Source organism: Algoriphagus pacificus (genome assembly GCF_017254845.1).
GTDB lineage: Bacteria > Bacteroidota > Bacteroidia > Cytophagales > Cyclobacteriaceae > Algoriphagus > Algoriphagus pacificus.
The window spans coordinates 1,232,797-1,253,960 of record NZ_JAFKCU010000002.1 but is presented as its reverse complement, the minus strand read 5'-3'; the positions used below and the strand labels follow the sequence as shown (position 1 = coordinate 1,253,960).

Annotated in this window: 16 protein-coding genes; 3 read left to right on the top strand and 13 right to left on the bottom strand. The window is 38.9% G+C overall.

Going from position 1 to position 21,164, the window contains the following annotated elements:
* Positions 1–29: 29 nt before the first annotated feature.
* Positions 30–2,414, top strand: a complete 2,385-nt coding sequence (locus tag J0A69_RS12145) for a hybrid sensor histidine kinase/response regulator (protein WP_206586822.1) — start codon at positions 30–32, stop codon at positions 2,412–2,414.
* Here the strand turns inward: J0A69_RS12145 and trmB are convergent.
* From trmB to holA, 9 genes are all read right to left on the bottom strand, one after another.
* Positions 2,411–3,073, bottom strand: coding sequence for a tRNA (guanosine(46)-N7)-methyltransferase TrmB (gene trmB, locus J0A69_RS12140; protein WP_206586821.1), 663 nt, complete (start codon positions 3,071–3,073; stop codon positions 2,411–2,413). The genes J0A69_RS12145 and trmB overlap by 4 nt on opposite strands.
* Positions 3,074–4,360: a bifunctional folylpolyglutamate synthase/dihydrofolate synthase gene (locus tag J0A69_RS12135; protein WP_206586820.1), complete on the bottom strand. Its 1,287-nt coding sequence runs from the start codon at positions 4,358–4,360 to the stop codon at positions 3,074–3,076.
* Positions 4,361–4,363: 3 nt separating this feature from the next.
* Entirely contained in the window at positions 4,364–5,320 is a 957-nt protein-coding gene (locus J0A69_RS12130; RefSeq protein ID WP_206586819.1) for an energy transducer TonB, read from the bottom strand.
* A gap of 1 nt (position 5,321) precedes the next feature.
* The gene (locus tag J0A69_RS12125; RefSeq protein ID WP_206586818.1) at positions 5,322–5,711 is read right to left on the bottom strand and encodes an ExbD/TolR family protein; all 390 of its coding nucleotides are present in this window, start codon (positions 5,709–5,711) and stop codon (positions 5,322–5,324) included.
* Between the two features lies 1 nt (position 5,712).
* Positions 5,713–6,405, bottom strand: coding sequence for a MotA/TolQ/ExbB proton channel family protein (locus J0A69_RS12120; RefSeq protein ID WP_206586817.1), 693 nt, complete (start codon positions 6,403–6,405; stop codon positions 5,713–5,715).
* A gap of 1 nt (position 6,406) precedes the next feature.
* Positions 6,407–7,261 (bottom strand): hypothetical protein, encoded by an 855-nt coding sequence (locus J0A69_RS12115; protein ID WP_206586816.1) that lies wholly within the window; start codon positions 7,259–7,261, stop codon positions 6,407–6,409.
* 66 nt (positions 7,262–7,327) lie between these two features.
* Positions 7,328–9,037 carry a TonB-dependent receptor gene (locus tag J0A69_RS12110; protein WP_206586815.1) on the bottom strand — a complete coding sequence of 570 codons (1,710 nt, stop codon included), beginning with the start codon at positions 9,035–9,037 and terminating at the stop codon, positions 7,328–7,330.
* Positions 9,038–9,040: 3 nt separating this feature from the next.
* The gene (locus tag J0A69_RS12105) at positions 9,041–12,028 is read right to left on the bottom strand and encodes a tetratricopeptide repeat protein (RefSeq protein ID WP_206586814.1); all 2,988 of its coding nucleotides are present in this window, start codon (positions 12,026–12,028) and stop codon (positions 9,041–9,043) included.
* 123 nt (positions 12,029–12,151) lie between these two features.
* A complete protein-coding gene (gene holA, locus J0A69_RS12100; protein ID WP_206586813.1) occupies positions 12,152–13,174 on the bottom strand; it encodes a DNA polymerase III subunit delta in 1,023 nt (340 codons plus the stop codon).
* Positions 13,175–13,297: 123 nt separating this feature from the next.
* Between holA and J0A69_RS12095 the strand changes: the two genes are divergently transcribed.
* The gene (locus tag J0A69_RS12095) at positions 13,298–13,993 is read left to right on the top strand and encodes a tetratricopeptide repeat protein (RefSeq protein WP_206586812.1); all 696 of its coding nucleotides are present in this window, start codon (positions 13,298–13,300) and stop codon (positions 13,991–13,993) included.
* Here the strand turns inward: J0A69_RS12095 and J0A69_RS12090 are convergent.
* Positions 13,990–14,832, bottom strand: a complete 843-nt coding sequence (locus J0A69_RS12090; RefSeq protein WP_206586811.1) for a universal stress protein — start codon at positions 14,830–14,832, stop codon at positions 13,990–13,992. The two genes, J0A69_RS12095 and J0A69_RS12090, sit on opposite strands and share 4 nt — an antisense overlap.
* 11 nt (positions 14,833–14,843) lie before the next feature.
* Positions 14,844–15,764: a 2-hydroxyacid dehydrogenase gene (locus J0A69_RS12085; RefSeq protein WP_206586810.1), complete on the bottom strand. Its 921-nt coding sequence runs from the start codon at positions 15,762–15,764 to the stop codon at positions 14,844–14,846.
* Between the two features lie 174 nt (positions 15,765–15,938).
* Between J0A69_RS12085 and J0A69_RS12080 the strand changes: the two genes are divergently transcribed.
* On the top strand, positions 15,939–16,793 hold the full coding sequence (locus tag J0A69_RS12080) for a DUF2911 domain-containing protein (RefSeq protein WP_206586809.1): 855 nt from the start codon (positions 15,939–15,941) through the stop codon (positions 16,791–16,793).
* A 34-nt stretch (positions 16,794–16,827) separates the two neighbouring features.
* On the opposite strand, the gene J0A69_RS12075 is transcribed toward J0A69_RS12080, so the two are convergent.
* Entirely contained in the window at positions 16,828–18,531 is a 1,704-nt protein-coding gene (locus tag J0A69_RS12075) for a sodium:solute symporter (protein WP_206586808.1), read from the bottom strand.
* Positions 18,532–18,634: 103 nt separating this feature from the next.
* The gene (locus J0A69_RS12070) at positions 18,635–21,100 is read right to left on the bottom strand and encodes a PIG-L family deacetylase (protein WP_206586807.1); all 2,466 of its coding nucleotides are present in this window, start codon (positions 21,098–21,100) and stop codon (positions 18,635–18,637) included.
* Positions 21,101–21,164: the final 64 nt, after the last annotated feature.

Below are 21,164 nucleotides of genomic sequence, written 5' to 3'. Positions count from 1 at the left end.
GCAGCTTAAAGTTAATACCCCACCACCCTATGAAAAAAAGTTATACGTTTTTATTACTGGGCATTTGTCTAGCGATGTTTTCGTGTGCCACTCAGACAGATCAAAATGGATTTCCTAAATCATTACACAATCAAGCAGAAATCCTAAACCTTGGACATCACGAACTGGATTTTGATTCCTTGTATGAGGGAGCATTGAGTGATAGTTTCAAAAAACTTCCAAATTCCAATTCCAATCTGGGATTTACTGATTCAAATTTTTGGGTCAAATTTCCTATTGTAAACACCAGCAATGAACCTCAATCCTATTATTTAGAAGTAGCCAGACCAATTACAGATGTAGCAGATTTATATTCGGTAGATGCTTCTGGAACTGTTCAAATCCAAAAAAGTGGAGATCTGATTAAAGCAGATCAAAGACCATTTAACCATAGGAAGATTATTTTTCCAATATCGGTAGAGGCTAATTCCACCCTTTCTAATTATTTGTATCTAGAGAGCGACGGGGAAGTTATTAACCTGCCGATAATGCTTCATGATGCGAACTCACTAATTCAGACATCCTATTTTGATCAGCTGATTTTTGGTGGCTTTTATGGATTCCTGGCTTTGGCAGGGATTACTTATTTATTCTTCTATTTCGGTATCAAAGAACGGAGTTTCCTGCTTTATTCACTATATGTGGCTTCGATAGCATTACTTCACTCTTCCTTAGATGGATTTGTTTACCAATTTACAAATGGGGGTCAGGAGTGGTTTTATGATCGAAGCCTATTATTAATTGCTGCAATATCTACCCTTACCTTCGGAAGGTATACTCAGGTTTTCATTAAACTGAAGGAGATATCAAAAAACATCAATCTAGTCTTTCAGATAGCACTAATTGCAAACCTGCTATTGATTATTGGTATCATCTTTATTGATGCTGGTAGGACTTTCTATTATCCAGCTGCCAATGCTATTGGCTTGATTTTGATTTTACTTTGCTTAGTTGGAGTGATCGTAAGTTTCTTCACCAAAAAACCTGTCGATCTGTTCTTTGCCGCAGGTATTACCTCCTTGATTATCGGATTCGTAATTTTCATTCTCAATAACTTTGGATTGATCGAGAATTCCTTCCTTACAGAAAACTCTGCTAAAATCGGAACTGGTTTCGAGATCATGTTTCTATCCCTTTCTATGGCAAATAGAATTCGACTTCTGAAATCAGAAAAAGAGAAAATGCAAGCAATCGCTTTAGAGCAATCTGAAGAAAGCAACCAAATCAAGTCTTATTTCCTATCCAACATGAGTCATGAGCTGAGAACTCCCTTGAATGCCATTATGGGGCTATCTCAAAGCATCATGAATGAAATAACAGATACCAAAATCAAGGAAAACCTTGAGGTAATCAAATACTCATCTGTATCGCTTCTTTCCAGTATTGAGGATATTTTGGATTATTCTAAAATCGAAAAAGGTGAATTGATTTTAGATCACAAACCTTTTGACCTTCATAAATTAATTCAGGAAATCAAGGCTTTTGCTTTTCAAAAAGCAAGGGATAAAGGACTGAAGTTCATCTATGAGGAAGAAGCTCCCTTGCCTAAGCGAATTATTGGTGATGCGGGTAGGTTCCGTCAAATCATTGGAAACATTTTGGACAATTCAATCAAGTTTACCCCTCAGGGAGAGGTCAAATTGAAGTTTTCTGAAATTGTAGAACAAGAAGGTCAGATCCATTTAAAAATAGAAATCTCGGATACAGGTGTAGGGATTGAAAAGAGTAAGCTTTCAAGAATCTATGAATCCTTTGTGCAGCAGCAACTCGATGATAAAAGAAAATTTGGAGGATTTGGATTGGGACTCTGTATTGTAAAAGCCCTTGTAAATCTATTCAAGGGATCTATCCAAATCGAAAGTAAGGTTGGTGAAGGTACTCATGTGACTTTAGCGATGAATTTTGAAAAAGTCGAAAGATCTGAAAGTAACTTGATTGAATTGGCGAAGCAGGATTCTAAAAAGCTTTTGAAAGGGCGACATATACTAGTTGTGGAAGACAATCCTGTCAATCAGTTAGTTATCAAATCCATCCTCAGAAAATGGGAAGGAATTACAATGGATTTTGCAAACCATGGTTTGGAAGCTTTAGAGAAACTGCAAGCTGCTGAATTTGATGTGGTCTTGATGGACCTGCAAATGCCTGAAATGGATGGTTATGAAGCCACAGAAGCGATCAGAAGAGGTGATGGTAGAGATCGACACACTGACATTCCAATCATCGCTGTAACTGCTGACACTACAGATCAAACAAAAATCAGAGCAAGGGCTGTGGGTATGGATGATTTTATGACCAAGCCGATTGATGCTGAATTGTTATTGGAAAAAGTACTGAACGCGCTTTATTTACAAAGATTAGAGGTGAACAACCTCTAATCCTTGAATTTGAATTTGAGGTATTTAATCTTTTCCCCTTTTTCGGAAAATATCTTTTCATACCGAGTTTGAATCCCAAAATGATCATCTTTCCATTCAGATTGGTAAAAATCATGGGTAAATCCCATTAAATCAATATCCTCTCGGCTTTGGAATAATTCCAATGAATAATCAAACAGGCCAGTATTATCCGTTTTAAAATGAACCGTACCACCGGATTTTAGAAGTGGCTTGTACATTTCTAAAAAACGAGGGGATGTTAGCCTTCGCTTTTCATCTCCGTCTCTTGGAAAAGGATCCGGAAATGTGATCCATAATTCACTGATTTCTCCTGGAGCAAAAAACTTATCCAGTTGTTCTATCTGAGTTCGAAGAAATGCCACATTATGAATTCCTTCCTCTGTTGCCGTGGAGCTTCCTTTCCAAATTCGGCTACCTTTAATATCTACACCAATAAAATTCTGTGTGGTAAAAACGCGACCAAGTCCGACTGTAAATTCTCCTCGACCACAAGCAAGTTCAACGACAATTGGATTTTCATTTTGAAACTGAACTGAATTCCAATTTCCCTTTATTGTTTCAAATAATTCTTTGCCTGCCTGGACTACATTTGGGTTCTCTTCATTTTCTTTGAAGCGAACAAGTTTTTTTCTGCTCATTTATAGGTCTTCGATTTCCGCGACCACAAAAGTACTCCCTCCAATAAAAATCAAGTCATCTTTTGCAGCATTTTTTCGGGCAAATTCCAAAGCTTCATTCACATCTGGAATTACAACTCCCTTTAATCCCTCCAATTCTGCTTTATCTGCTAATTGATCCGCTCCAAGAGCACGAGGAATTTTCGCTTCGCAAAAGACATAAGAGACCTTTTTAGGAAGCATAGCCAGTACTTTAGAAATATCCTTGTCTTGAACCATTCCCAAAACCATCCAAAGCTTGGAAAAAGAATAGGTTTCAATCTGGGATAAGATTTCGAGTATCCCAGCTTCATTATGGCCAGTATCACAAATAACAAGTGGATTTTCTCCTAATTGTTGCCAGCGTCCTTTTAATCCTGTTTTTGAGATGACATTGGATAAGCCTTCAAGAATAGCTTGATCTGAGATTTTCCAGTTTTTGAGCTGAAGTTGATGGACCGCTTCTAGTATTCCTGGCAAATTATATTTCTGATAATTTCCCATCAGATCCATTTTTAATTCAAACTCTTTACCATTGCTTCTTACTGAATAAGTAGCGTATCCCACCTCAGAATCAAGCTTCTTCACTTCCCAAATGGAATCGGCGAAAGTGATTGGAGCTTTTACTTCTTTTGATTTGTCCTGAAAAACGGGGGTGGTTTCTGTTTGAGTCTGTGAAATGACCACTGGAACATCTGGCTTAATAATCCCAGCTTTTTCTCCAGCAATTTTAGGAAGCGTATCTCCCAGAAACTGTACATGATCAAATCCAATATTTGTAATGACTGAAACCTCAGGGAGAATAACGTTGGTGCTATCAAACCTTCCGCCCATTCCCACTTCAACAATAGCAATATCGACTTGTTCTTTCGCGAAATACCAAAAGGCCATCCCTACCGTCATTTCAAAAAAACTAGGCTTCAGATCTTCAAGAAATTGCTTGTTTTCTCTCACAAACAAAACAACCTCATCTTCAGGAATTTCAATTCCATTGATTCGGATACGTTCTGTAAATGATTTGAGATGAGGGGATGTGTATAAACCAGTTTTGTATCCCGCGGATTGAAGGATTGACGCTAAAGAATGAGAAGTGCTTCCTTTGCCGTTTGTCCCAGCTACGTGAACGGATTTAAATTTCTTTTCAGGATTTCCCAGGTGCTTGCAAAGAGCTTGGGTATTACTCAAATCCTTTTTAAATGCTGATGCCCCTACCCTTTGAAACATTGGCAAGGCATTGAACAAATAATCCAGCGTCTGCTGATAGTTCATGGATTAATCCACTTTGATGATGAAGGTGATTTTACCGGAAGAGAAATCTGCTGCAGCTCCCCCTTGCTTTTTAAAAGAGATTTGGTTTACAACTTGTCGGTAATAAGCCAACACTTCATTGGAAACATTGTATTCCAAAGGTACTGCCTGCACGACTCTACCTGCATCATCTACCGTGATTTTAAAAACTATTCTACCATTTCTGGTGGATACTCTATCATTGATATTTGGGCGATTGGCAAAATCCCAACCTGCTAAATCCAAACTTACTCCGTTTCCGGAATTGGTTCCTTTGCCTGTTCCCGTACCCATAATAGCTCTTCCATCAACAGTGCCTTTTGGATCTCCTTCATCACCTTTTTCATTAGATGAACCTTGAGCTCCACCAGATGCTGGTGTAGTAGACTTACCGGAAGTTCCGCCAGCTCCAAAAATAGCCCTTTGGTCCACTTTTGGTTTTTCAGGGGCCTTTTGTGTCGTGGTTTCTGCCTCAGATTTTGCTGGGGTGGTCACAGTTTTTGCTGGCTCAGTTTTTACTGGCTCAGGCTTTTTCGATGGTTCGGATGCTTTTTCTTCTCCTTTGATTGGCGAAGGTTTTGTAGTAACAGCCTTATTTACAGAAGGCTGAGATTGAGCTTTTGGCTTCGCAACTTCAGTTTTGGGACTTGGTGCTGGAGTGGCAGGTTTGGTAACAGCCTCTGCGATTTCTCCCGGAGCAGCAGCCTCAGTTACTGGAGTAACTTTTTCCGAAGGTGGATTTGGACTATTTCTGTCTCCAGATCCAGTGGGTGTAAAACCAAGATTCAATTCTAATCCAAAGGTAGGCAGAGGTGGAATGGGTTGTTTCCAAACCACAATAAAGTAGAAGGCAATCAATAGCAAGGCATTAAAAACGATCGTAATGATCCATGCCCGTTTTTTGCTTTGTGATTCTTCTTTATCTGCGTCCCAATATTGCATTTTAGTAAGGTTTAGTAGCGATGGAAACGTTTGCCTCCAATCCGGCGGCAATTCCACCTATTTCAACTAAATATTCTACAGGAACTTCTTTGTCAATGTGCAAGACTACCTGGCCTTTTTTATCTGCCAACAGGTTGGTCAATTCAGCCTTTATATTTTCTCTTGCCACAATTTTATCGTTGACAGAATACTTGAAGTCCTTCGTAATAGTAACGGAAACTTCCTGCATAACGATATCCGAAGTTTCGCTAGAGGGTAAATTGACTGGCAAACCTGATGGCGTAATAAAGGATGAAGTCAGCATAAAGAAGATCAACAACAGAAAGATAATATCTGTCATGGATGACATGCTGAATGCCGGATCTACCTTATTTTTTGCTTGAAGTCCCATCTTATTTATCTTGAAGTAAATCGATAAACTCTACTGTAGTGTATTCCATATTATGAACCAATTTGGAAACCTGAGAAACCAGGTAATTATATCCCAAATAAGCAATAATACCTACTACAAGCCCTGCAGCTGTAGTGATCATGGCCTCATAAATACCTTCGGAAAGAAGTTTTGGAGAGACCATCCCCTCTTCTTGCGCAATAGCAATAAAAGCCTGTATCATCCCTGCCACAGTTCCCAAGAAACCGATCATAGGAGCAGCTCCAGATACTGTAGCCAATAAATTCAGGTTTTTCTCCAATTTATAAATCTCGATCTTACCCACATTCTCAATGGAGACTTCAATATTTTTCAAGGGACTTCCAATCCTCTCGATCCCTTTGGCAATCATATTTGCCACCGGGGTATTCTCTCCGGCACAGAGCATTTTAGCTTTTTCGATTTTCCCGCTTTGCACCAAAACCCGAATCTGATCCATTAAGGAGGTGGACGTTTTGGAAGCCTTTTTAAGGGTAATTAATCTTTCGAAGAAAATAAAGATTGCCAAAATGAAAAGCAGGTACAAGGGGACCATCATATATCCGCCTTTGATCAAAAGATCCAATAAACCTATGCTTTGTTTGGTAGCGCCTTCTGCCAGGCTGTCTGCTGTTGCTAAAGAATCCGCAACAGAAAGGGTTTGAAGAAGAATCATATTAATATTTCAAAATCCATAATGCCTCAGTATACTGATCTTTGATCTGGTCAAGTTCTTCACTGGCTTTTCTAAAGCTGGTGAATGATCCTATTGCCAAACGATAGTTTTTAACTTCTTCGTATGGCAAAATCAGATAAACTGAACTTGCACGGTTAAAATATTGAGCTGACTCAGAAATTGCCATTTGTTCATTTGGCAAACTACCCACCACGATGTAATAAGTGGGTCGATCTGATTTGCTCTCTACTCGGATCAAAGTCTCTGCACCAGTACGATCAATAGTTGTACCAGTTTGAGGGCTTTCTGCAGGTTCTTCTAAAGAAGAATTGGATTTTGGAATAGAGTCCTGATTATCAGGTGTTTGAATTTCTTCAGTTGGGGTATTTTCAATTACCGGATTTACCGGTTCGCTTGCTGGAATTGGCTCTTCTTGTTGAGCTAGCTGGCTTTCTTTAATTTCTGAACCTTTCTCACGTCCCATCAATTGCCAAACAATCACAGAAACAATCAATACTGCTAAAATAAGTACGATTGCAATCCAAGAATTACTCTTCTTTTCTTCAGGAATTCGAGTTTGTTGGGAAGCAACTGGTTCCTTTTTTTCTTGAGATAGCTCTGGTTCTGTCGGCTTTGCTTCAACCAGTACTTTTTCTTTTACCTCAGGAGTTTTATTGACTGGGATAGAAGTTTCCTCAATCACTACTTTCTTTTCCTCTGATTTTTCAGAAACTGGAGGAGTAATGATTTCAGGCTGTTTTTCTTCATATTCTGTCACAATGGGTTTGACTTCCACATAGGGAAGTCCAAAATCCTTGGGATCTGGCCAATGTTTATTTTCTGAAGAATTTGACATAATTGAATTGGGAGCTACGAAACTAAAATAAATGAGGTTAATCCCCAACCCCAAAATGAAACATTCTTAGAATTTCATGGATACCCCACCAATTAATTGAATTCCTCTAACCGGATAATTGAGCCATCTGGTATTTCTTCCGTTCAAAATATTGTTTCCTTCAGCAAATACTGCAAATCTATTGGTGATCTGATAATCTGCTTTCAACTGCAAATCTGCAATGGTCTTCAATTTGACTACTTGATAAGGTCCCGTTTGCCCAAAAATATCACTCAAGTCATATCCTCTGGCTTTGATACCTCCCATGAAGTTTAAATTTGCCTGAAGTAAAAGCCCCTGGAATGGCGTTACCTGGTTATTCACTCTGAATTCCCAAGTAGGCTTATGCCAAGCTTCTCCCTGAGTGCTTAAATCATATTGGTACAAATCAAGTCTTGTTCCCATGGAATAGATATCCGAGAATCTGAATCCAAGTTCACCGTTGATATTGAAGACAGTGGTTTTATCATCATATACAATGCTGAATCGGGTTGAATCAGCCCCTGGAGTTGGGAAAGGAAAATTGGTAACAAAGAAATGCATGTTATTGTAGCGGCTGACATTTACTGCAGCACGATAATGAAACGCTTCTTGAAATTGTCCTTCTATCCCACCTTCAACTTTGTAATTCTGAATGGTATTCAACAGCTGCTCACTAGGTCCTAGATATGGATTTTCGCTTACAAAACTGTAATAAGTATTTCTCTTCACATCTCCAGAAAACTCTCCAAAGAAGCCAAATTCCTCAGCAAACTGATAAGAGGCTTTCAGATTAGGGAATATTCTAAAGTCACTTGATTTATCCGCGATAGAATCATTTTCAGAAACTAAATTCAAGCCTGCTGAAAACCTAAACTCTCCCATTTTGTAGGCCAGTTCTGGTCTGATTGCGAAATAAGTTCTGGTTTTAGAATAGTTTAAATCCTCAGGATCAGTCATGAAATAAGAGATTCCCACTTGTCCTCTCCAGTCCTCATTTGGTCTAAATTTACCCGTCGCAGCAGCCCCAAATTCATTTTCTTTTGCCATATAGCTATCCTTAAAATTTCGATAGCTTATCTGAGCATCGTATGAAAATGGGCCAACTTTTTCAATGTCCCGAATCCCTGCTTTTACTTTGACTGTATTGAGAACATTATCTGAAGTTTCAAAATCAGGATTTTCAAAATTCACAGGACTCACTCCATAGAAGGAATATTTATCCTGCTGCCATTCCAATCCACCAAAGACTTCAAAGAGATCGGCAAAATAACTGACATCCCCACCGAATTTGGTATGTGACTCTGCAGATTGTTCACCTTTCACTGGCCCTTTTCCAAAACTTTGATGGCCAAGATTAATGGAATAATTGACCTGTTCAGCTTCGGTAGCCATGTATCTAGCTTCCAATAAAGGTGAGGCAAAGTTACCATAACCCACTCTCAGAAAACCTGGATACAAATCCAATTGAGGTGCTCTAAATGGTTTTTGTATAGGTGTGGTCTCCAACACCAAAGGAGGCAAAGTCAATGGATATTTATTGACCATGTAATTAAAATCCGTAAGCCCTTTGGGCTGTGGCAAAACAGGAAGTCTTTCGAAGACCCTTGGTTGAACAGGCACTGTCAATACACGGTCTTTTCTGATTACAAATTCCTGATCGGTTACCTCTCCTCGGGATTGGGTTTGTGCGTAGGTCAAACTGGTTGTCAAACCAATGACTCCGACCAAAAGTATAGATTTCGCTAGCTTTTTCATGGTTTAGTTTAAGGTTTGAAGTTTCGTTTGAGCCATTGTTTTGATTTCATCATTGGTAGATTTCTCCACGATAGATTCCAAAGTTGCTTTCGCTTGGAAATCCTCTCCCAACTTCACATAGTTGTCTGCAAGCAGTAAAAACATCCTTCCATACCAATAATCGTAATCCACAAAAGGCCCTGAAAAATCAAAAATGGTTTCATTGGATTGAGCCACATCTCCTTTTTCCTGGAAGGAAAAGGCCAACCAGTAAAGACCTTCAGCCCCTTGGATCGTTTTGTATTCATTTACCAAAGACATCAATGTAGTCTCTGCCTCTGCTTTCCTATTGGTCTCGCGCTGCGCTTTTGCCTTAATCAACATGGCTTTAGGTGTAGACTCCGGAATAATTCCATCCAATGTCAACAGTCTATCCGCATTAACGATTGCCTGGTTGTATTTTCTGGTTTCAAAATTAGCAACCATCAAACCTTGAACAGCTTCCACTTCTTCGAGTTTGTTTCTCGCATTTTCGGCTGAAGTTTGCAGGTAAGGAATGGCTTGTTCAAAATTCCCTCTCTCAAGTTCAATGCTACCGATTCGCTGCATCGCTCTCAATCGCTGAGGGGAAGCCGGCTCTCTTTCAAGTGCTTTGAATTGTACCAAAGCTTGATCTTTATCTCCTAATTGGAAATAACTATCGCCTAAGAAATACAAGGCATCCAAACGCTGAGAAGATTGCGGGTAACTCTTCAGGTAATTTTCCAAAGCACGCGTAGCCTGCGCATAATTCTTATCAAAATACATGCTTTTGGCAGCCTCAAATTCCAGGGATTGTACGCTGGTATTGGAAGGATTTGAACCTTTATACCTTGCCAAATACTCGGAAAACTCACTTGATCTGCCTTGCAATGCCAATGTTTCCTGAAGGCCTTTTAAAGCTGTCTCAGAATTCTGGGCATTCGGGTGTCTATCCAAAATTGTCTTATAATCCTGAATTGTTTGATCATAATTCTGCATAGAGAAATTCGCAACAGCCCTTCCCTCTAAAGCATATGGAACAAATGGACTATTGGGTTTTCCATTAATCAAATCAGAAAATGCTCGGGAAGCTTCCGAATAATTGGTTTCCTCCATATTGATCTGACCTTTTTGATAAAGGGCATCTTCATAATAAAGGCTGTTTGGATATCTTGAAATCAAAGCATCCAATTGAGATAAGGCCTCTTGATTTCTTGTTTGGAAATTCTGAACAACAGCTAATCTGTAATAAGCATAATCCACTCCAGAATTAGATTCATTAATTGCTTGCTGGAAAGTAGCTGCAGCCTCCGCAAATCGCTTCTGAACATAATAGCAATCGCCCAAACGCAACATGGCATCATCATAATTCTCCTTATTTTCTCTACCTCTCAGGCGATCCGTGTAGGTTTTAAATTGTACCTCTGCTTTAGGATATTGCTGGGAGTTGAAATAAGCATAGCCTAATCCGTACAAACTTTTTGTCAGATAGGCTGAAGAAGTCGTTCTTCCCAAGGCGATAGCCTGCTCATATGAGCGAATTGCCGATGATAGATTTTCATCTGCTGAATATGCTTCCCCTTTCCAAAAATGAGATTCCAAGACGATTGTTTTATCAACCGGATAGGCCAAGGATTTATCCAAATAGGCAATTGCCCCATCCCATCTTTGGTCTCTGAAATAAACCATCGCCTGATAAAAAGCCACTTTTTGGTAAGCTGCCTGAATTCTGGAAGACTTGTTTGTTATCTTATCCATCTGTTCGATGGCTCGCAGATAATCATTGGTATTGACTAAAGCCTCAGAAAGCAAATTCTCGATTTCTGCTTTATGACTTCCGTCAGGATACTTTTCCAAGTAGTCATCCAAAGCTGTAATAGCGAGCTGGAAGCTTCCTTTCTGAAGGTTTACTTTGGCATAATTAACCAAGGCATCTTCCTGGATTTTCTTATTAAAATCAGCTTTTGCTGCTGCGGCGAAACTGGTGGAAGCAAACTGGAAATTCTCCTGCTTTAAATAGGCATGTCCTAAATAGTAACTGGAAGCCTGTCCCAACTCATCATTGGCTGAAGCAGAGTTTTTCAAGTATTCAGCTGCTCTCCCGTAGTTTTGAATCTCAAAAAGCGATATTCCTGCCTTATAAATTTCTTCTCTTGAAAGAGTTCCTTTTCTGCTATTGATGTATGCTTCGTAATGCTCAGAAGCTTTTGCAAAATTCTGCTTGGCATAATAAGCCTCTGCCAGATACAAATGAATGATTTCTGGTCTATCTAATTGCTGACCTGTTCCAAACTTTGGCTCAGCATAACTGATCAATTGATCATAATTTCCTTCTTTATAATAAAGTGCTGCCAACAAGTAAGGCACCTTTCCTGAATAGAATACATCTTGAGAGGCTGCTTGAAGATCTGAAATGGCTTTTGCATTTTCCCCATTCTCCAAGGCGATGTATCCACTGTAATAATATGCATCGGGACTGACGGAAGTATTGAGGACTTTTGCCTGATCAAAGTAAGGCGCTGCCTGCGAGTAATTTTTAAGTTGAAAAAGTGAAAAACCCTGCTTGAAATAAAGATCTCCACGATTATCATCTCCAAGGCTTTGAGGATTGACTAAAGCATAGCTTTCGGCTGCTTCCTTATAATTTCTTTTGTAAAAAAAATGGTCTCCAAGATAAAGTCCGGCTGAAGTGACCGTTGGATGATTTCCATTTTCGTAGATGTAGGATTTCATCAATCCAGGACCATCAGGACTTTCTAACTGCAAGGCAGACATGGCCCGATGGAGTTCTGCAGATTTTTTTTGGTCTTCTGTTAAATCTTCACTCAGTAAGCGTGTGTTATCATAAAGAGAAGCAGAAAAAAGTTGCTTATCGAATAACTCAAGCTGATGATCAAGAGGAAATTGTGGACTGGTCTGATAAATTGTGGACTGAGAAAAGGCATCCAAACTCAAGCCCAATCCAGCTACTAGCGCCAGGTAATATTTCATAGATTATAGTTGGTTATAGCTGTCAAAATGAGCTGGCCCAGTATAACCCTTTAATCCAGTTGGAATTAGAGTGAACTGAGTCCAGACAATTCCTTCTGACTATTTAGAAATTGGCTTAGGTAATCAGTGTAAAATCTTATAAACGAGTTCGCGGAGGATTTCAGCATCTGTCATACTTCCGGAATCAACTCCTTTAGAACGAAGATCTGCCTCTTTGATGTATCTAAACACATCAATTACCTTGCCCAATTTGTAGTTTCGGGCGGATTGTAAATACTCTTTAGCCACAAATCTCGGAACACCTATCAAAGCAGCAATCTGATCATCAGATGCTCCTTTGGCTTGATGGATCAGAGCCAATTTTGAAAAATAGTTGTACATCAAAGCAAAAAGTGGGATCAATGGATGCGCTTTGGGGTTCTGGATAAAATAATGAATGATCTGGTTTGATTTGATAGGATCACGCATTCCTATTGCCTTCAGCAACTCAAAATTATTGTAATCTTTATTGATCCCGATGTACTGCGAAATATGCTGTATGGTAAACTTGGTAGGCTCCTGAAAGTTGATGAGCATCTTCCCTACCTCATTGGTCATTACTTCCAGATTGTTTCCAATGGCATCCGCTAAAAACTGAGCTGCTTTCGGTTCAATGTCATGCCCTATATCTTTGAAATACTGCAGAACCCACTCGGTCAGTTTGTAATCAGGAATCTTATCTGAAGTTACGTAAACCGTATTTTTTTGTAACTCCTTTGACAGCTGAGTACGCTTATCGAGTTTTTTGTATTTATGAGCAAAAACCAAAATGGTACTCGGCAGCGGATTCTGCGCATAGCTTATCAAGAGTTTTTGAGCTTCCTCTTTTCCCAAATCAGGAAGACTTTGAGCCTCCTTGACAATCACCACTTGCCGTTCCGCCATCATGGGGAATTTACGGGCATTATTGATAATCAATCCGACATTGCTGTCTTTTCCATAAAGCACCACTTGGTTGAAACCACGCTCATGCTCTGCAATAGCATTCTTTTCTATAAACTCAGTAATCTGATCAATGTAAAAGGGTTCGTCTCCTTCCAAAAAGTAAATGGGAGCAAACTTTTTCTCCTTTAGGTCTTTCAGTACAACTTGGGGTGATTGGGCCATGGATGATTATTACTCTAAAGCTTAAAGATAATAGGGTGATTGGATTGGGTGCAAAAACAAAAGAAAGATTATTTGGTAAACTATTCCTGCCTTACCTTTGTATTAATTGATAAAAATAGAAGAATGACTTTCGAGGCAGGAATTGAATTATATAAAACGGGAAAATTTGAAGAAGCACTTCAGGTTTTCAACCAACTGATTACCACAGTAGAAAAAAATCCTGAGCTGCATCTTTACAGAGGAAGGATTCTTTCCCGATTGGGAAAAACTGAGGAAGCTATTCAGGATTTTGACCTGATCATTGAACTGGATCCTTACAATACCAATTACATTTCAGACCGGGCGGTAGTCCTTCATTTGTTGAAAAGAAACGAAGAGGCATTAGCTGAATTTGATCGAGCAGCAAACTTGGATCCTAAAAATCCTTATCGCTATAGCAGCAGAGCTTATTTCAAAGATCGTATTGGAGATTTAAATGGTGCTATTGAAGATTATGAAAAAGCAATTGAATTGGATCCTGAAGATGCTGTTGCTTATAACAACAAAGGTCTGGTAGAAGAAAAACTTGGATACAAAGAGCGTTCTAAAAAAAGCTTTTCTCAAGCAGATGACTTGGTGGGCTACAAACCCTCAACTCCTGAGTCTGCTCCTCCTACAGAAAATTTAAAAGAGGAGAAATCTGAAGACCAGGTAAATGAGAAGGAAAAATTGACAGCTAGTTTTTATTTCAAAACCTTGGGTTCTCTGTTTTCTGATCCCAAAGCCAGATCCGATTTCAAAAAATTTCTAAAAGGAATCTTCGGTAAAAGTAAAAGCTAAAAAGACTTGATTACCCAAAGTGGCTTATTGATAAAATAAGCCATTTTTTTTGAGAGATTTTTGGAGAAAATCTGATCGAAAAAGGATTTCTTCTTACTCAATGTGACAAGGATATCTCCTTTGGAAGTCTGGAGATAATTCTCAAGGCCAAGAGCCAAATCATCCCGGTAAGACTTCAGCACATAATTCACTTTTTCATATTTCACAAAAGGAGTCAGCTCATCGACCATCTCCATATGCAATGATTTATCTATTGCTTTGTGAGTGCTGCTTACGTGAACAATGTCGATTTCTGAATCAAAAAACCGGGCTAATTCAACCACTTTTTGAATAGCGATTTTGTCTTCTTCCAAGTAATCACTAGCGTAGACAATTTTCCTTGGCTTCTTAAAATAGACTTTACGAGGAACTACAAACACATCTTTTTCAGATTCCTCAACTAGTTTACTGGTTCTAGAACCAATTATATGCTCTCTAAGATCATTGGTTCCTTCAGTCCCCATGACGATTAAATCTGCACCGATTTTATTCGCTTCTTTCAAGGTTCTGGAAACTATTTTTCCATCCTTAAAAGAGATCTCACAGCTTTTCAATCCCTTTGGCAAGCTCTCTTTTAAGACAGCTTGTTGAAGATTGACCAGTTTTTCTTTGATGAATTCTTCCTGATGATACCCTTCAGTATCCAATGGAGAAAGCTTTTCATAGTCCGTTTTATTCAAGACATGAAAAAGAAATAAATCTGCCTTAAAAAGCTCTCCCAGTTTCGCTGCGTATTCAATCGCATTCAAGGAACATTCTGAAAAATCTGTGGGGCAAAGAATCGTAAAAGTTTTAGACATAATAAAAATTTTTAGTAGCCTCTTTCTCGGATTACGAGATTTTGGAGTGGCTGGTTCGATTGAATCCTCCTGATATTATCAACCACTTGAGGAGCCGCCGCTTTGGGATTGGTCACACTCGCAATATGTGGCGTAATCTGAATCCTGCTTTCATCCCAAAATGGATGATCCTTTGGCAATGGTTCAGTTCTATAAACATCCAGCAACGCCCCAGAAAGAAATCCCTTATCCAAGGCTTCCAATAAATCCTCTTCCACCAAATGCTTCCCTCTGGCTACATTAATCAAATAGCTTCCTTTCTTACATTTAGAAAACAGCTCTAGATCCAAAATGTTCTCTGTATCCGGCGTCAATGGCAAAAGACAAACGATCACATTTACAGCTTCCAGAAACTCGGATAATTTATCTTTAGAATAATAGGGATAAGGAAAATCTTTCTTTTCTGAGAAACCAAATCCAGCCACTGGAAAGCCCATGAAATCCAATTTTTCCAATACATCTCCTCCTAAGGCTCCAACTCCCATCACTCCTATTTTGACATCAATTTCTGGATTACTCATATCCCAGACCTTCTTCTTTTGATCTTCCTGATATCTGGTAATCTGTCGATGGAAATTCAGAACTCCCATGATCACATAATTTGTCATGGAAAAAGTCAGTTTCTCATCTACAATTCTGACCACAGGAATATCCTCTGGTATCGTTTCATCCCTCAGGATATGATCCACACCGGCTCCCATGGAACTGATCAGTTTTAAGTTGGGGTAATTTGAAAGAATGCCTTGTGGATGATTCCATAGCATGACGACTTCAACTGATTCTGGATCGTTGATTTCAGGGTATACCTGAATCGTCAAATCAGGATTTTGATTTTTTAAAACCTCAATCCAAGGTTGCGCGTTCTTTCCTGGACTTATTATTGCTAAACTCATATGATTCGAAAAATTGGAAACCTCGATGGTTACCAGAAAGAAGATTTCGGATTAAAAACGAAAATCCGATTAATTACATTACAAAAATGCATGAAAATGTTTCAAATTGCAGATAATTTGGAAACATTCTGAGTCTAAATATCATTTAAATTGCAATAATCCAATATTAATAACATGAAAACGCTTTCCTTTTTAAAACTAGTACTTATTGTATTCCTACTATCTGGAATACAGAGCTTTGCGCAGCAAATCCAAATGCCGCAAGCTTCCCCTTCTGCCAAAATTGCCCAAAAAATAGGGCTAACTGATGTGACCGTCGATTATAGTAGACCCAGCACAAAAGGAAGAAAGATTTTCGGAGAATTGGTTCCTTATGGATCTATTTGGAGAACTGGTGCCAATGGAGCTACTGTCATTAATTTTTCCACTGATGTGATCATTGATGGCAAAACAGTACCCCAAGGACAATATGCTCTGTATACCATCCCGAATAAGAATACCTGGACGGTTATCCTTTCAAAAAACACCAAGTTATGGGGAGCAATAGGATACAATCCAGAGGAGGATCTAATGCGATTTGAAATAACACCTTCTAAAACCAGCCGTAAATACGAAACTTTTGAAATCAGCTTCAATAACATGACTGATACCGGAGCTGATTTGACTATGAAATGGGAACAAACGAGAGCTGAGTTTCACATCACAATGGATGCAGATCCTATCGTAATGGCTCAGATCAAGGAATTTGTTTTGGACAAAGAAACAACTGATCCAAGTTTACTTTACGAAGCCTCAAATTATTATCTAAATACTGGCAGAGATCTAAATCAAGCTTATTCTTGGATTCAGGAGTCAGTAGAGTCTGATCCGAAATATTGGACATACCACTTAAAGGCAAAAATCGAGGCTGCTTTGGGAATGAAAACAGAAGCTATCGATTCGGCTAAAGAATCTATGGAAATGGCTGAAGAAGCTAAAAATCCCGATTACGTAGGATTAAATGAACGATTGATTAAATCGCTGAAATAAAAAAAGAAGGCCTCAAAAATTGAGGCCTTCTTTTTTACTTTTTGATAAACAATTGAAAGATGGCACCAAAGAGCATCACTGCCAGACAGCCTATGGCATTGTACCATAGAAATCCTATATCCCAGACAAATCCGAATAGTCCTTCTCCATTTCTAAAGTGGATTAAGAATATCAAAGCCTGAGAACCCAAAGCTCCTAAGAATACAGCCTGTCCTTTGATCCATTTCATGAAAAAACCTACTATAAAAATCCCAAGGATTGTTCCATAAAATAAGGATCCCAAAAGATTTACCGCTTGAATCAAGTTTTCAAACAAGGATGCATAAGTGGCAAAAAGAATTGCCCCTACTCCCCAGAACGCAGTAAAGAACTTAGAAGAATGTAAATAATGACGATCTGAACCATCTTTTTTGATAGATCGCTTATATAAATCTATTGTGCTTGTCGAGCCTAAAGAATTTAATTCAGATGCCGAGGATGACATGGCAGCTGAGAAAATCACTGCAAACAATAAACCGATAATTCCTTTTGGCAAATTGTCCATCACAAAGCGCATGAATACATAATCGGTGTCCCTCGTTTCAGCAACTGGATCATTTGTCACGATTAGATCCTTTACTTCATCCCGAATCTTGTTTTGTTCTATCTTCAGAGATTTGAGATTTTCCTTTACTCTGCTTTCAGTTGTCTCATCTTTTTGCTCAATAGCCGAAAGCAACTCCAAATAGGATGCTTTACTTACTTCGAAATTCTCACTGTATTTATCTTCTAAAGCTTCGAAATCACCTGCATATTCGCTGGTTCGTAGCTTTTCTGTCTGAACCTGATTGAATACAACAGGTGGCTGATAAAATTGATAAAACACGAAAACCATTACCCCGATAAACAAAATCACAAACTGCATGGGGATTTTTAAAAAGCCATTCATTATTAGCCCCATTCGGCTTTGGGAAAGAGTTTGTCCAGAAAGGTAGCGTTGAACTTGGCTTTGATCGGTACCAAAATAACCGAGAAAGAGGAAAACAGCCGCAGTCATACCTGACCAGATATTGTAACGATCAGCTAAGTCAAATTCAAAATTGACCATATTCAGCTTGTCCATACTTCCAGCCACGTGTAATGCTTCCTGAAATGAAATAGGTAGCATATTGATAACAATAATCCCTGCCAATATCATCCCTCCCATCATCACAGCCATCTGTTGTTTTTGCGTGATGGAAACAGCTTCTGTTCCTCCTGATACCGTATAGGCTATCACCAAGGTGCCTATCAGAATATTAGTCCAGGTCAAGTTCCATCCTAATAAAGTGGAAAGGATAATAGCTGGTGCATAAATCGTTATTCCAGCTCCCAACCCCCTTTGAATAATAAATAAAAGGGAAGCCAATGTTCTTGTTTTCAGATCAAACCTGTTTTCCAAATATTCATAGGCTGTATAAACTTTCAGCTTGTAATAAATAGGAATGAAACTCACAGAAATGATGATCATCGCCAAAGGCAAGCCAAAATAAAACTGGATAAATCTCATCCCGTCTTCGTAAGCCTGACCAGGAGTGCTTAAAAAGGTGATTGCAGAAGCTTGGGTGGCCATGATGGAAAGACCAATCGTCCACCAATTCATGGAGTTTTTACCTCTCAAATAGGAATCTAAGCTGTTTTGTTTATAGGTCTTATAGACTCCATAGGCAGCAATGGTCAACAGAGTACCAAATAATACAATCCAGTCTATCGTGCTCATGCAAACGTCGTTTGAAGCCAGTAAAACAGCATAATTATAATCACTAAACTAGCCATTAGTCCGATATACAGATTTTTCCAACGTATTGGTTTTTCTTCCAAAACTACTGTTCGATTAGATTGATGAATAACTTGATTGCTCCTGGTACTCCTGCTGGTAGCTCTCTGAAAAAAGAAATACTTGTGTAAACGTAATGACCCTTTCCATAGTTGGTATAGATCAAAGAACCATCTAGGAAAGGTTCATCAGGATCTTGAAACTGAAGAGGTGCGCTATATTCCTGAGAAACGTTTGTAACAAAATAAAGACCTCTTTCCTGAACCCAACCCTCAAAATCCGCATCATCCAATTGATTAGGAGAAGATATCACCGGATGTGACCAATCCACTTTGTAAGGAGAGTTTTCAACCGTTACTCTATCCCTACTTATTTGGAAAGGATAAGGCCCCATATTTTGTGTTTTAAGTCCAGCAGTGGTATTGTATTGAACAATCATATTCCCACCGGAATTGACATAATCCAAAAGGTTTTGCTGGTTTTCTACTAAATCCCCATTGGTGTTATAAGCTCTGATCCCCACTACGATTGCTTTGTATTGAGCTAGATTTTCGATTGAATAATCACTTGCAGTAATTTCTGAAACTTCATATCCTAATGAAGCCAATACTTCAGGAACTTCATCCCCAGCTCCAGGAATATATCCGATTTTGGCTCCAGAAGAGATCTTCCAATCTTCTTTAATTAAATTGACAGAAGCCGGACTGAAATAAGTCAGATTGGGAATATGAGAATATAAAATCCTATTGGTAGTCTGATCAAAAACCTGAGAGTCAACCACAAATTTGGCTTTGACTGTTTTCTTCACATTTGCATCTGGAAGATTGAAAGTCACTTTAAAAATTTTCTGATGCTGTTCAGGATTTTCAATTATTGAAGTCAATTTAAACTGATCAGTGCTGAGATTTTCAAATTCGATTTTTCCAGGCAAGATTTTATCTGCAAAAGTTACAGTTACATCAAGGCTTTGATCAGCTCCTTCTAAGAGAAAGACGTTTTCCTTGGAAAGCGCAATGTCCACCTGAGGAACAATCGTAAAAGGTTGTTGAACCTCCCCGTCGACTGGGCTATTGAATTTATACATCAATGGAAGTTCCATCGAAATATCCTGACCAGCGTAGTTTAATTCAAGATTTGCCTTTAGCTGATCATTTTCAAATGGCTTTCCGATTAATAGCTGATTGCTTACGTGATAAACCGCTCCATCGGTAGGATCTTTGAGCCAGTAAGGTTGTGAAAGAGGAGCATCGGCTGGAATCACAAATTCATGAGGTATAACCAGACTCTCATTTGTTTCCAAGCTTTTATTCTCCGATTTATTCGCCCCAACTGCCTTAAATGATTTGATTTGAAGTTGGTCGTTTGTTGGGTTGGTCAATTCTATTCTTGTAGCAATTTTTTGTCCTGGATATCCCAATTCCTGATTGACATTCCATTCTGCAGTTACTCCTAAGGAGGATAAAATCATTTCATCCACTAAGGTTATTTTTTCTTTTACCCAGATTTCGTTTGAATTGAGTGCAGTCAATTTAGACTTGATTTCAAGAAGTTCATCAAGGTTGTTTACAGGTGATTTGAAATCAAATGACTCCAGAAGCCCTTCTATTAAAGCCTCTATTTCCTCTCCTCCAGGAATTCCCTCCCATCTATTTTTCACTCCATCAAAAGCGGAATTCTTAGCTGGTTCACCGGCCACTAACTGTATATGGTCAGTAGCGGAACCGGTAGAAGCTGTGCTCCCAAAACCTTGCGATTTATGCATGGTACGGCTATCAGCAGCAATCTGACTGTAGCTTTCACCGATTAAGGGATTATAATCACCTGTTGGAAATTCGAAGTATTGTTGCCCAGGTTCTTTGGTGAATTCACCTCTGAAATTATAAGTATTCCAGAACACACGCTTAGCCTTCCAAGGCTTTACATATTTCAATTGCTCAGGAAAGGCTCTTGGGTCTGCCGCTACTTCCAAAGCCTCTCCGGCCAAAATTGCTGAAGTAGTATGTTGGCCATGATTTCCACCTCCAGGAACAGTATTGAATCTTGTAATGATGATATCAGGCTGAAAATTTCTTATTACCCAAACCACATCTGAAAGAATGGTTTTCCGATCCCAGTTTTGGAAGGTTTCATCTGGTGTTTTGGTATAACCAAAATCAATGGCTCTGGTGAAAAACTGTCTTCCCCCATCTGTTTTTCTAGCTTGAAGCAATTCCTGAGTACGGATTTGGCCTAATTTTTCACTTAGCTCTTTTCCTATCAGGTTTTGTCCTCCATCCCCTCTGGTCAAACTCAAGTAGGCAACCTGCAGGTTTTCACCATTGGCCAAATAAGCTATCAATCTAGTGTTTTCATCATCGGGATGAGCTGCCACATAAAGTACTCTCCTGGTTTCTTTTAATTCCTGAAGCTTATGATAGATTTCTGATGATGGAACGGATTGGGCATTGCCGCAATACCATGCAAAAAGAGCGAATAAAAAGGTTAAACCTTTGAATAAGTTTGATTTGGTCATAAATGGGCATTAATAATCATGACAAGCTAAAATAAGCCTGCTTCAAATAAAAATATTTTGTGAT